Annotated in this window: 11 protein-coding genes; 8 read left to right on the forward strand and 3 right to left on the reverse strand. The window is 54.4% G+C overall.

The genetic code is table 11. The features are described 5' to 3' along the window. Window position 1 precedes the first annotated feature (1 nt). Both QWJ34_RS10240 and QWJ34_RS10245 read left to right on the forward strand, forming a co-directional pair. Window positions 2-427, forward strand: coding sequence for a hypothetical protein (locus tag QWJ34_RS10240; RefSeq protein WP_302727472.1), 426 nt, complete (start codon window positions 2-4; stop codon window positions 425-427). Beyond that, window positions 409-1,005, forward strand: a complete 597-nt coding sequence (locus tag QWJ34_RS10245) for a hypothetical protein (protein ID WP_302727473.1) — start codon at window positions 409-411, stop codon at window positions 1,003-1,005. The genes QWJ34_RS10240 and QWJ34_RS10245 overlap by 19 nt, the downstream gene beginning before the upstream one ends. 19 nt (window positions 1,006-1,024) lie before the next feature. On the opposite strand, the gene QWJ34_RS10250 is transcribed toward QWJ34_RS10245, so the two are convergent. From QWJ34_RS10250 to QWJ34_RS10260, 3 genes are all read right to left on the reverse strand, one after another. Next, window positions 1,025-2,353, reverse strand: coding sequence for a helix-turn-helix domain-containing protein (locus QWJ34_RS10250; protein WP_302727474.1), 1,329 nt, complete (start codon window positions 2,351-2,353; stop codon window positions 1,025-1,027). 14 nt (window positions 2,354-2,367) lie between these two features. Then, window positions 2,368-3,675 (reverse strand): hypothetical protein, encoded by a 1,308-nt coding sequence (locus QWJ34_RS10255; RefSeq protein WP_302727475.1) that lies wholly within the window; start codon window positions 3,673-3,675, stop codon window positions 2,368-2,370. 340 nt (window positions 3,676-4,015) lie between these two features. Next, window positions 4,016-5,389: a DNA-binding protein gene (locus tag QWJ34_RS10260; RefSeq protein ID WP_302727476.1), complete on the reverse strand. Its 1,374-nt coding sequence runs from the start codon at window positions 5,387-5,389 to the stop codon at window positions 4,016-4,018. 440 nt (window positions 5,390-5,829) lie between these two features. Between QWJ34_RS10260 and QWJ34_RS10265 the strand changes: the two genes are divergently transcribed. The 6 genes from QWJ34_RS10265 to QWJ34_RS10290 form a co-directional block, all read left to right on the forward strand. After that, window positions 5,830-6,663, forward strand: a complete 834-nt coding sequence (locus tag QWJ34_RS10265) for a uroporphyrinogen-III synthase (RefSeq protein WP_302727477.1) — start codon at window positions 5,830-5,832, stop codon at window positions 6,661-6,663. 59 nt (window positions 6,664-6,722) lie between these two features. Then, entirely contained in the window at window positions 6,723-7,355 is a 633-nt protein-coding gene (locus QWJ34_RS10270; RefSeq protein WP_302727478.1) for a ThuA domain-containing protein, read from the forward strand. A gap of 73 nt (window positions 7,356-7,428) precedes the next feature. After that, window positions 7,429-7,815 (forward strand): phasin family protein, encoded by a 387-nt coding sequence (locus tag QWJ34_RS10275; protein ID WP_302727479.1) that lies wholly within the window; start codon window positions 7,429-7,431, stop codon window positions 7,813-7,815. A 1-nt stretch (window position 7,816) separates the two neighbouring features. Beyond that, window positions 7,817-9,490: an ABC1 kinase family protein gene (locus tag QWJ34_RS10280; RefSeq protein ID WP_302727480.1), complete on the forward strand. Its 1,674-nt coding sequence runs from the start codon at window positions 7,817-7,819 to the stop codon at window positions 9,488-9,490. Window positions 9,491-9,736: 246 nt separating this feature from the next. Beyond that, a complete protein-coding gene (locus QWJ34_RS10285) occupies window positions 9,737-11,179 on the forward strand; it encodes a SulP family inorganic anion transporter (protein WP_302727481.1) in 1,443 nt (480 codons plus the stop codon). A gap of 108 nt (window positions 11,180-11,287) precedes the next feature. Further along, the coding region (locus QWJ34_RS10290) for a DEAD/DEAH box helicase (RefSeq protein WP_302727482.1) at window positions 11,288-12,750 on the forward strand (1,463 nt) is incomplete at its 3' end.

The raw sequence follows: 12,750 nt of genomic DNA on the forward strand, positions 1-12,750 counted from the left end.
CATGCGCGAGCGCGAAGATTGCCCGAAGTATGTTACATGGCAGGCGCGGGAAGGACTTGAACTCCTGCTGACCTTTGCGGAAGAAGCCGGCCAGCTCGAACAGGACTGGGAATACGTCGCCGGCGATCCCGAGCGGATCGACGAGTTCCTGAACGTTTACGAACAGGCGGAGCTGACGATCGACGAACGATTTGCTTTGATGATTATCATCATTTCGTCTTACGACGATTGGCTGAGCACAGCGAGCGAAAGCCGGGACGAATGGCCGCGTATCGCCGCTCACCTGGTCCGAAATTCGAGTATACATTGGAATACGGTTGAGTACTGGTCTCTTCTGGACGAAGACGATCCGGAGAACTGGTGGCCGTCAGCTCCACTTATGCGCGGAATTTGGGAGGAGTATCGGCAATGTCCCGAAATCGTCTGATCGATATACTACGCGACCCCTCCGCAAACGAAGCCGAACGAGACGACGCGGCGATGCAGCTTGAGTTGTATCCGGACGAGGAGACGATCGCGGCCCTGCTCGAAGCGGCGAACGACGAGGCCTACAGCGAAATGATTCGCGGAAGCTGCGGCGAGTCGCTGGCGGGAATCTGGCTGGAGCAACAAGCGATCGATTTCGAACGTTTGGCGCTGCTGACGGATATCGCCCGCGAAGAAGCGGTGAGCTTGATCCGCAGCCGGGAGCCGTCCGCCTATGAAGCTTTTCTCGATTATCTGGACGTGGAGCGGGTGCTTCAAGAGCTGATCCGCGATTCCAGACTTACCCTGACGGAAAGCGAAGTAGGGTTCTCAAGGAATTATGTCTACCATTCGGAATACGAGATGGCGTTCGAAGGCCTGGTGATTCAGCTGTATCGAAAAGGGACATATCCCGCCGACTTCGATTATGCCCGCTGGCGCGACCTCGCCCTGACCTTCGACCTGCGCAAAGAAGCGATGTACGACCCGGACTTCTGGGAAACGTTCAAAGCATGGGCAGCGGCTTATCCAGGCCATTAGAACCGGACAAGCCGCTTTTTCATGTTTCTTCTACAGGTGTGTTATACATGACCGCCAGCGAAGCAAACATGCGCAGATGCGAATGGTTGTTGAGTTCCTGGGAAAGCTCCCAGCTTTGCATGGCGGCTTGCAGGGATTCTTCGTAACGGCCCCGGTTATACTGGTAGACGGATAGTTTTTGGAGGAAAAGGACGTAACGGTTGCGGGAAAAATTCATATTGTAGGCATTATCATTCAGGCTCATATAATTATGAAGAGGAGCTTTGAAAATATCCAGAACATCATCTAGATTGAACTGAAAGGAACAGGCAGCGTCCAGCATCGTAATTATACCGGGCAGAATTTCAGGCGGATGATCGATCAGCAGCGGAACATACTCGGTCAAAGCTTCTTCTTGACCTTGTAATAATCGCAAACTAATTTCGTTGAATCGATAATACAAGTTGAATCTTCGCACATAAAAAATTCCTATTTCACTGGAGCCGGCCAACCAACTCAGATCCTTATATTTTTGCTGACACAATGCAGCTTCTTCAAAATCCCCTTTATCCGTTAGATGTGCTTCTTTCAATAGATGACTCTGACCGTAATAGTAAATAGGCGGATGAATAAGCGGATAAGCCGCATTGAACTTGAAAAGACGAGGACGGTCAGACGTGCCAAAAAGGCGTATGCACAAATGAATAAATTCTTCGCACATTGGCAGAATATCTTTGGTGTCTTCGTATATGTGTTTAGCGTTTATGATGGCTAAAAGAGCAGTCAATTTCAGTTCGTCAGGCAGTTGGTCCTTTACCGAGAAGACCTTTTCTATCAGCTTGGAGTTGCTTTCTTCGTCCGTTCCTTTGTGCATTCTGAACATTCTAAAATGTGCCACCGCCAAACGCTCCGACGTCAGGTCTGTTTCATGATCTATTATCCATTGGAAGAATGGAGTTGACCGCTTGTCGTCATACGATTGAACCAATCTCTCTGCAATTTCAAAAATAAAGGCAAGGCTCCGCTCACGATGTTCTGACGATAAATGGAACAACACTTTGCGAATATAGGATTGCTTGTTCTGTTCCGCGCAGCGAATCAAGAACGGCTCGATCCGGCTTCGATTCGGCTTTCCTCCATAAAAACATTCATCTATGTATAATTCAAAGTAATGATCTTCAGGATATCCGAGGGCCAGAGTGATTTTAGTTAAGTACTGGAAGGCGATAGGTTTGGGTTCTTTTTTGCGAAAGATCAGACTAAATACGCTTCGATTCAATCCCGCGCGCTTGGCTAAATCCGAGAAAGTTAGGTTTCGGTCTTTGATCTCTTGTTGGAGCGCAAGGCGCAGCGGAAATAGAGAGTTCATCGTGTAAGACCTCCTTACTGCAAATCGAATTCTTGACTCCTACTGGGGTCGTCTTCCAATGAACCGGATAAATAAGAAACGGACAGTGAAGCCAGCATGCGAAAATGTTGGGTATTATTCAATTCCTCGGACAGGGTTAAAGCCAAAGCTGCAAACTGTTCTGCATCTTCGTAATGTTTTCTTTTGGCATAATATATCGCAATTCGACAATATAAACTTGCTCTCCGATTGAGATTGAACAGTTCCCCGTAATAGTTTCCCTCGGTTTCCTTCATGATAAACGCTTTAAACTTGTCGAGCAGTTGGCATACGCAAAAATTATACTGATTGGCTGATTCCATGATCGTTAGCAGACTTGGGAAAATTTCATGAGGATGCCGTTCCAAAAACGCCGTATATTCATCTAAGACGGAATGATCTCCCTTTAATATCGCGAGATTCAAACGATTGGCTTCCGCCCAGTGCGAGAACTTCTGAACTTCCGTATGACCCAGATTATCCAGATTAGGGAACCAACTTAAATCTTCGTACTTGCTGATGTAACGGACCGATTCGTCGTACAAGTGCTGATGTTCCAAGGCGTTCCCTTTTTGCAGATAACTTTGACCATAATAAACAACCGGATGACGATCCGTCGAAAAGGAAAAGCCGCTTTGATGAGTAAAGTAGACGTTCTCGGCAAGTGCGCGCAATTCATCGGCGTACCCTTCGACTTCTTTCCACTTGGCAAGATTGAAGTAGATATTGGTCAGTTGAAGCAGCGCATCCAGACGGAGCTCATCGGGAATCGCTTGCAAATGCGGCTCAAACCGCAGGGCTGTTCGCAAATTTTTCGCATTGTCCTCGCCTAACGAAATTCGAAATATCCGATAATAAACGATCGCTATATGCTCAGGTTTTTGATTAACGTTATATTTAACCAACCAGTTGAGGAGAATAAAGATATGGTTTTTATTCAAGGTCCGGACGAGCTTTTCTGAAATTTCGAAAATCAGAGGCCAGTACTGCTCGCTGTAATTGGTACCTAGTCTGAACAACACTTGATCCATGTACGGCTGACAATGAAGCTCGGCGCAGCGGATCAGGAAAGGTTCTATCCGACTCCGGTTTGGCTTGCCTTCAAAGAAGCACTCGTTTATATAAAGGCTGAAAAAGTGTTCCTCGCGATAGCCGAGCGCCAGAGTAATTTTGGTGAGTTGAGCAAAAGAGATAGGTTTACGACTATTTTTGCGAAAGATCAGACTGAATATGCTGCGGTTGATTTTAACTTTCTCGGCAAATTGAGAGATTGTGGAATACTCTTTCAAGATTTCATTTTTCATAACAAAGTGAAGTTTTATGGAGAATAACAGAGCTATACCTCCCTTTTTGTAAATTCTTAAATGACTTATTTAAAATAAAAAAGACATACAAATTAACCACAACGGCTGTTTTGTATATCTTGAATTTTATGTCTAAAGTGGCTCACCTATATTATATGGTTAAGAATCGCCAGCCCCACTGATTAAAGTACGCATGATAGGATGAGAAGAAGTTGAATCGAGGAAGGGACCGCTTTGCTGACTGGTTGTCGACGTAGTGCTCTGTTCGCTTGAATTATGAACAGATACTACTGCAATGTTAGAAGTGAAAGATAAAACCAAAATGAAGCCCAAAAGTGTCTTATGCATTTTGATACACACTCCTTACCAAATTCTCGTATTTATTCTTTTGCTCTTCTGAGGCTTTATTTCTGAATTCTTCAAAAAAGGGAACACATTTCATAAACATGTCTTTATTGTTTATTATAATAGCCATCTCCAAACTTCGTAAAGCACTGTTTATTGCAAATGAAAAATCGCGAGAATTTAAATAGTAAGTTGCTAATTCAAAACATATATTTACATACCAATTTAAGCTGCTTCGCTTATTATATTGGGTTTTTACATCTTCATATTCTTTTAAAAAATCGTGAAAGTGAAATAACACCTCATTGATTTTAAAATTATACTTATTTGCTGATTGCAATATAATCAATAAACTAGGAAGTCTTTCACTTGGATGCGAATCCAAAAAATCGATAAAACTCGGAAGAATATTTGTATTACCTTTTAAAATTTCGATATTCATTGCATTAGCGCTGGCATAAATTTTGAACTTTTCTACTTCTTTATGTCCTTTTTCGTTTAGACCTTCAAACCAACTCAAGTCTGTATATCCCTGATTGTAGATTTTAGCTTCTTCAAGTTTTTGATAATGCTCTACTAAAACTGCTTCTTTCATTAAAAAACCTTGACCATAATAAACAACCAAAGGTCTCTCCGTAGGAAGAGGCGTATATTTTGAACGATTTTTCATTCTTTGTTTCTCCAATTGGTAAACGGTTTGAGAAAAGGAATGGAGTTCATCGGCATAAATCTCTGTTTCCGTCCAACGTCCCAGAGAATAGTAAGTATGCGTCAAATGCAGCAGCCCATCCAACCGATGATGATCCGGCAACTTCCCGCAAAACGGCTCGAACCGCATGGCGGCGCGCAGGTTCTTCTCGTTATCTTCGCCAAGGGCCGCGCGGAAGATCCGGTAATAGCTTACGGCCAGGCGCTCGGCGTGGTTGTACTTCTCGTTCTCCACCACGCACTCGTAGAAGATCAGCGACTCCTGTTTTTTGCCGGACGTAAACAGGGTCTCCCCGATATCGAAGATCATGGAGACGTGCTTGAGGTCTTCGAGCAGACGGTTCAGGACTTCGCGGATGCAGTCGGTCAGGCCAAGTTCGGCGCAGCGGATCAGGAAAGGTTCGACGCGGCGGCGGTTGGGCTTGCCGTCGTAGAAGCATTCCTCGATGTACAGGTCGAACATCCAGCCCGCCGGCTTGCCGAAGGCGCGGGTAATAGCTTCCATCTGGTTGAGCGAGATCGGCTTCGGCGGGTTGCCGTTGAGGATTGCGCTGAAGATTCCGCGGTTGATGCCGGACAATTCGCCGAAGCTGGAGAAGTTCATGCCCAGGGCGGCGATGCCTTTTTCGATCTCCGAACGGAGAGTTGTTGTCGTTTGCATATCTGCACCTCACTCACCTAACCGATATTTAGCAAAATCGCTATCATAATAATCCTTTTAATACAATTAATTTACAATATACCTTCATTCCGAACGAGGGTCAATTCTTTTTGTTTTGAAAAGTTTTTGAACAAAACCGAAACAGCCAAACCCTTGCCCGGCGTGGAGTTGGGAGCTGGAAATCGCATTGCCGAATCTTTTGCTTGTGTGCGTTAAATTATATATCGGATGTTAAAGAAGAGTTATGATAGTAATTTTATAGAATGAGAGTTATCAGTATTCTTGTCAAGGTGTAAGAAGTAAAGAAAGCGATTTTCCGGCAGAGACTTTCTTTTGAAGCCGCGGTTGCAATTTTGCCTCCGGCAGGCGAAAATATGAGGAAAGCGGCACAGCCGCGCGGGGGAATGCCTTCTATTATAGAAACGGAAGGGGCGGAACTTTTGGCGAAAAGACTGGAAGGAAAGCGGGTCGCCATCACGGGGCCGCGCAAAGCGGAAGAACTCGGCACGATCGTGGAGAAGATGGGCGGCAAAGCGCTGGTGCGTCCGGCGCAGGGCACGATCTTTCTGGACGAACCGGAGCTGGGCGGCGGCATCTCGGAATGGATTCGATTGAAACCCGAGTGGTCCGTGCTGACGACGGGAATGGGACTCGAAGCTTTGATCAATACGGCGCAGGAGATGGGGCTCGGCGATGCTTTTATGGAAGCCGTGCGTCAATCGAAGATTGCGGCGAGGGGATACAAGACGGCCAACGCGTTGAAAAAAAGAGGAATGGCTCCGCTTGTGCGCGACGACGACGGCAGCACCGAGGGACTGCTCCGGCAGATGGAAGAGTACGATTTCGCCGGAACGAACGTGATGGTGCAGCTGCACGGCGACCACGCGCCCAGGCTCGTTGCCTGGCTGGAGAGCCGGGGAGCGAATGTGCGGACGGTGCTGCCGTACCGGCATATCGCGCCGCCGGAAGAGCAGCTTGAACAGCTGCTGGACGATATTCTCGAACGCCGCGTGGACGCCGTAACCTTTACGAGCGCTCCGCAGGTGCGTTTTCTGATCGGGCACGCGGCCAAGCGCGGCTTTGAGCCGTCGCTGCGCTCCGCGTTCGAGCATGAAGTGGTGGCGGTGGCGGTGGGGAAAGTCACGGCCCAGTCCATCCGCGAAGAAGGCATCGGGCGCGTCGTGGCGCCGCAGGAAGAACGCATGGGCAGCATGATGGTGGAACTGGCCAAGTATTACGCCGAAGCCGAGACGCAGCCGGAAGAAACGATCTGACCGCAATCCGAGCCGTTTCGCGTTTGGGCGCAAGCCGGAACCCGGAAGGATGATGAACAATGTTGAGGAAAAAAGCGCTGCTGATCGGCAACTACACGTATCCGGAGTATCACCCGCTTCAGGGCGTGGATACGGAAGTCAGCCTGATTCTGCAGGACATTCTGAGCGTGCAGTGCAGCGAGAACCGGAATATGTTCCGGCTGGAGAATCTGGGCGCGTACGACCTGTGCATCTCGTATGCGGACTCGTGGCGCGAGCCGATCTCGTCGGTGCAAATGGGCGGGCTGCTGGCGTACACCGCGTCCGGCGGAGGGCTGCTGGTGCTGCACAACGGAATCTCGCTGCAAAGCAAAAGCGAATTCGCGCAGCTGGTCGGGGCGAAGTTCGCCGGGCATCCGCCCGCGAGGCCGCTTGAGCTTACGGTGGCCGCGCCGGAGCATCCGGCGGTGGACGGCGTCGAGCCGTTTGCGATCGAGGAAGAGCCGTACCGGTTCGAGTTCGATCCGTTCGTCCAGCGGACGGTGCTGCTCGAATACGAAGAAGACGGACAGAAGTACCCGGCGGCATGGGCGCATACGTACGGCCTCGGCCGCGTCGTGTACGTGATGCCGGGGCACCAGGAAGGCGTATTGAAGCGTCCGGAGATGAGACGGCTCCTGTACCGGACGGCCAAGTGGGCGGCCCGCGCCTGATACGCCGGAAGAATCGGACTCAAGCGGGAAGAGGCAAGCGTACTTATTCCATTTACAAACGGAGGAATCATTCATGAGCGATCTGTTGAAAAAGGCGTTGTCGCTGGGAATCGGCCTGACTTTGGCAAGCAAAGAGAAAGTGGAAAAAGCGGTCGACGATCTGGTGAAAAAAGGCGAGCTCGCCCCGTCGGAGTCCAAAGCGGTCGTCAACAAGCTGATCGAGCGCGGCGAAGAAGAACGCTCCACGATCCGCGGACTGGTGCAGGAACAGGTCAAGCGCGTGCTGCAGGAACTGGATGTGCCGGCGGGCAGCGACGTGCAAAGCCTGGAGCAGCGCATCGAGGTGCTGGAGCGGCGCGTGGCCGAACTGGAAGGTTCGAAGCCCGCGGTAACGGCGGACCCGGCCGCCGAAGCGAATACGTACAAGTCCGCTTCGTCCGGCGGCGAGCCGGCGGAGTAAAATGGCGGTTCATATCCGTCATGCCGGGCGCTACCGGGAGATTGCCGTCGCGCTGATCCGGCAAGGCTTCGGCTATATGGCCGAAGAAATGGGGCTGACGCGCGTGCTGCGCATGCCGACCGCCTGGATTCGCCGCGAAGCGCCGGAGAACAAAACGCTTGGCGAGCGCATCCGGCTGGTGATGGAATCGCTGGGTCCGACGTTTATCAAGCTGGGCCAGCTGGCGAGCACGAGAGCGGACCTGCTGCCGGCTTCGGTCGTGCAGGAGCTGGTCAAGCTCCAGGACGAAGTGCCGGCGTTCGAAGCGGAAGAAGCGCGGCGGATCGTGGAGCTGGAGCTCGGCGGTCCGCTGGAAGAATGGATGAGCGAATTCTCCGAACGTCCGGTCGCCGCCGCTTCGATCGGGCAGGTGCATACCGCGCGGCTGGTTTCGGACGGATGCAAGGTCGCGGTCAAAGTGCAGCGGCCCGGCGTCAAACGCCAGGTCACGCGCGATCTGGAGATTCTGCACGACCTGGTCGCGATGGGCGAGAAGCGCTGGGAGTGGGTGACCCGCTACCAGATCCCGCAGCTTGTCGACGAGTTCTCTCGTTCGATGGAAGCGGAGCTGGATTATACGTCGGAAGCCCGCAACATGGAGCGCATCTCCGCCCAGTTCGAAGAAGACGAGCATATCCATGTGCCGGACGTATTCTGGGATTTGACGACGGAACGCGTGCTGACGATGGCTTATGTCGAAGGCGTCAAGCCGACCGACCGGCAGTATCTGGAGCAGCGCGGCTACGATGTGAAAACGATCGCTTCGCGCATCGTCAACGCCATGCTGAACCAGATCTTTATCTCGGGTTTCTTCCACGCCGATCCGCATCCGGGCAATCTGCTGCTGATGAAAGACGGGTCGATTACGTTTCTGGACTTCGGCATGGTCGGGCGGCTCAGCTCGGATATGCGGGATTACCTGTCTTCGCTCGTCATCGCGCTGATGCGCCAGGATACGCCGGCGATGGTGCGGTCGATCGAGCGGATGGGCATGGTGCCCGAGGAAACGGACCTGACCGCGCTGCGGCGCGATCTGGACCGGCTGCGCGAACGCTACTACGACGTACCGTTCTCGGAAGTCAATCTGGGCCAGGTCATCAACGATTTCTTCTCCACCGCCCGCGAGCACGGCATAGGCATTCCGCCGGATCTGCTGCTGCTCGGCAAAGCGCTGGTGACGACGGAAGGCATGGTCGAGCGGCTCGATCCCACGCTCAGCATCGTCACGCTGGCCGAACCGTTCGGCCGCAGGCTGGCGAAGGAGAAATTCGGGCCCGACCGTCTGCGCCGCAAAACGATCAGCAGCGCGCTCGGTCTGGCGGATTCGCTCACCGGGCTGCCGGACCGGCTGCGGCATCTGACGTCGTTTATCAGCGGCGGCCGGATCAAAGTCGAACTCGAAGCGCCGGTGCTCCGGCAGGCGTCCAGGGGCGTGGACCGGCTGGTCAACCGGCTGGCGTTCAGTATCGTGCTGCTCGCGTTCAGCATCGTGATGGCGGGACTTGTGATCGGCGCCGCGCTGGCTCAGAAAGAGACGATGATCTGGAACTACCCGATTATCGAGATCGGCGTGATCGTCGCGGTGCTGATGGTGGCGCTGCTGTTGTTCTCCATCTTCAGGTCGGGCAGGTTCTAACGCGAATATAGCCGAAAAAAGCGGATTTGTAAGCGAATGCTTGCAAATTTTCCGAAAAGGTGGAACCTGGCCGGGCAGCGTGCGGATTGCGCCGGAAATCGCGGCTTTGCTGCACGCTGCTTTCGCTGGCTTCTATGGCTCCATTCATTCAAATTCTGTATAATGAGGGTCTTGTCTATAACGGACCCGGGTTTTTCTGAAAGGGGAAAACTCCACAACATTATAATGAGCAGGAAGAGGATGGTTATGGAGCTTAGAAAGCAGTGGTTCGGCAACGTGCGCGGCGACGTGCTGTCCGGCGTCACGGTGGCGCTCGCGCTCATTCCGGAAGCGATCGGCTTCTCGATCGTGGCCGGCGTGGACCCTATCGTGGGTCTGCACGCATCGATCGTGATCGCGATTGTGATCGCCTTCGTCGGCGGACGCGCGGGGATGATCTCGGCGGCGACCGGCGCGATGGCGGTGCTGATGGGCGGCCTGTACCGCGACCACGGCATGGAGTATCTGCTGGCGGCGGGCGTGCTGGCCGGCATCATTCAGGTAGGACTCGGAGCGCTCGGGATCGGGCGTTTTATCACGTTTATCCCCAAGCCGGTCATGACGGGATTCGTCAATGCGCTGGCGATTATTATTTTTATGGCCCAGCTTCCGCAGTTTGTCGGAGCGGGCCCGGCGATGTACGCGATCGTGGCGGGGACGCTGGCGATTATCTATATCCTGCCGCGCTTTACCCGGGCTGTGCCCGCTCCGCTCGTGGCGATTATCGTCATGTCGCTGGTCGCGGTCTGGCTGGGGCTGGACATCAAAACGGTCGGGGAAATGGGCGAGCTGAGCAGTACGCCGCCGCTGTTCCATATCCCGCAGATCGATCTCACCTGGTCCATGCTGGGCACGATCCTGCCGGTCTCGGTCTCGCTTGCGCTGGTCGGCCTGCTGGAATCGCTGCTGACGGCCACGATCATGGACGATATGACGGAAACTAAAAGCAATAAGAACGCCGAAGCGCGCGGACAGGGCATCGCCAATATCGTCAACGGCTTTTTCGGCGGCATGGCGGGCTGCGCGATGATCGGGCAGTCGGTGATCAATATCAAATCCGGCGGCCGGGGCAGATTGTCCACATTTACCGCTGGCGCTTTTCTGCTCATTATCCTGCTGCTGCTCGGCGGCATCGTCAGCCAAATTCCTTTGGCCGCGCTGGTCGGCGTCATGGTTATGGTTTCGATCGGCACGTTCGATTGGAGCTCGCTGTACCGCATGAACAAGATTCCGCTTGCCGACACGATCGTTATGCTGGTTGTAGTGGGCATCGTGGTGGCGACGGACAATCTGTCGATCGGCGTGGGCGCCGGCGTCGTGCTGAGCACACTGCATTTCGGCTGGAAAATCGCAAAGCTGAATGTGGAAGAAGAAACGGGCGGCGGGGTCAAAGTGTACAAGGTGCGCGGACAGATGTTTTTCGGAACGGCTTCGCACTTTGTGGATTATTTCTCGCCGGCCGGCGATCCGGACCGGATCGCGATCGACTTCTCGCAGTCGCACGTATGGGACCACTCGGCCGCTTCGGCGGTGGCGAGAGTGAAACTCGAGTATTACAAGCACGGCAAACAGGTAGACATTCGCGGACTGAACGACGAAAGCCGCGTAACGATCGAAAAATCGGGACTTTCCGCGCCTTCGGGCCATTGATTTCGGAAAAGGGGTATCCGTTTCGGCGGGTGCCCCTTCTTTTGGAATCCGCCTTCGGCGGATGCCAGCTTCGCGGAAGAAGTCCCCAATACGGAGGTAATGAGAAGAATGACGACGTTTAAAGAATTGGGGATTGCTCCCGAGGTGCTGGACAGGCTGAAGGATCAAGGGATTGTGACGGCGACGCCGGTACAGGAAGCTTCGCTTCCGCTGGCGCTTGAAGGACGCGATCTGATGGTGCAGGCGCAGACGGGCACGGGCAAGACGCTGGCCTTTATCCTGCCGATCCTGGCCAAGATCGCGGCCGGACGGGAATGGCACGACGGCGGCCGCTCGGAAGGCACGGGCCTGCCGCCCGCGCTGGTCGTCGCGCCTACGCGCGAGCTGGCGCTGCAAATTACGGTCGAAGCGCGCAAAGTCGCCGGACCGGAAATGCGCATTCTGTCCGTTTACGGCGGGCAGGACGTGGAAGCGCAGCTGCATAAGCTCAAAAGCGGCTGCGATCTGGTAATCGGCACGCCGGGCCGTCTGCTGGACCATATCCGCCGCGAAACGCTGAAGCTCGGCCGCGTCAAAACGCTGGTGCTGGACGAAGCCGATCAAATGCTGCATATGGGCTTCCTGGCCGAAGTACAGGATATTATCGAAGCGACGCCGCCTTCCCGCCAGACCATGCTGTTCTCGGCGACGCTGCCGGATTCGGTGCGCCAGCTCGCGGGCGCGTATACCCGCGACGCCGAGCAGATCAGCATCACGCCGGCGGAGAAGATTCCGGCCCGCAATATCCGCCAGATCGCGATCGAGTGCACGGACCGCAGCAAGTTCGACGCGCTGCGCTTCTTGATCGACCGCGACAACCCGTATCTCGCGGTCGTGTTCTGCCGCACCAAGCGCCGCGCGTCCAAGCTGAACGAAGACCTGCAGCTCGAAGGCTACAACTCCGCCGAGCTGCACGGGGACCTGTCGCAGAACAAGCGCGAACAGGTGATGCGCGCGTTCCGCGATGCCCGTCTGCAAATCCTGGTCGCGACCGACGTCGCGGCCCGCGGTCTGGACGTCGAAGGCGTGACGCACGTCTTCAACTACGATATTCCGCAGGATACGGACAGCTATGTGCACCGGATCGGCCGTACGGGCCGCGCCGGTGACAAAGGCCTGGCGTATACGTTTGTCGCCCAGCGCGACCGCGGCACGCTGGAGCTGATCGAACAGGCGACGAAGCAAAGACCGGAGCGCGTGGTGTACCAGGGCGGCGACGTGGTCCGCGTCGGCGACGCTTCGCGGCGCTCGGACGACAGCCGCGAGTCCTCGGTCAAAGGCGGCGCCCGTCGCGGCGCCGGAGGCGGCCGGAGCGATCGCGAAGGCGGCCGCGGCAGTCGCGGTGAAGGCGGACGCGACGGTGGACGCGGGAGTCGTGGCGGTGAAGGCAGCCGCGACTTCGGCCGCGGCGGGAGCAAGGGCGCTCGCGGCGGCGGACGCGGAGAGCGAAGCGGAGAGAACGGCCGCGACTTCGGCCGCGGCAGAAGCGAAGGCGAGAGCACTCGCGGCGGCGGCCGCGGAGAGCGAAGCGG

The sequence above is a fragment of the Saccharibacillus sp. CPCC 101409 genome (assembly GCF_030518235.1).
Classification (GTDB): domain Bacteria; phylum Bacillota; class Bacilli; order Paenibacillales; family Paenibacillaceae; genus Saccharibacillus.

Coding starts and splice junctions, on each gene's coding strand:
- QWJ34_RS10240 (WP_302727472.1), top strand. CDS start 2: ATGCGCGAGCGCGAAGATTGCCCGAAGTATGTTACATGGCAGGCGCGG.
- QWJ34_RS10245 (WP_302727473.1), top strand. CDS start 409: ATGTCCCGAAATCGTCTGATCGATATACTACGCGACCCCTCCGCAAAC.
- QWJ34_RS10250 (WP_302727474.1), bottom strand. CDS start 2,353: ATGAACTCTCTATTTCCGCTGCGCCTTGCGCTCCAACAAGAGATCAAA.
- QWJ34_RS10255 (WP_302727475.1), bottom strand. CDS start 3,675: ATGAAAAATGAAATCTTGAAAGAGTATTCCACAATCTCTCAATTTGCC.
- QWJ34_RS10260 (WP_302727476.1), bottom strand. CDS start 5,389: ATGCAAACGACAACAACTCTCCGTTCGGAGATCGAAAAAGGCATCGCC.
- QWJ34_RS10270 (WP_302727478.1), top strand. CDS start 6,723: ATGTTGAGGAAAAAAGCGCTGCTGATCGGCAACTACACGTATCCGGAG.
- QWJ34_RS10275 (WP_302727479.1), top strand. CDS start 7,429: ATGAGCGATCTGTTGAAAAAGGCGTTGTCGCTGGGAATCGGCCTGACT.
- QWJ34_RS10280 (WP_302727480.1), top strand. CDS start 7,817: ATGGCGGTTCATATCCGTCATGCCGGGCGCTACCGGGAGATTGCCGTC.
- QWJ34_RS10285 (WP_302727481.1), top strand. CDS start 9,737: ATGGAGCTTAGAAAGCAGTGGTTCGGCAACGTGCGCGGCGACGTGCTG.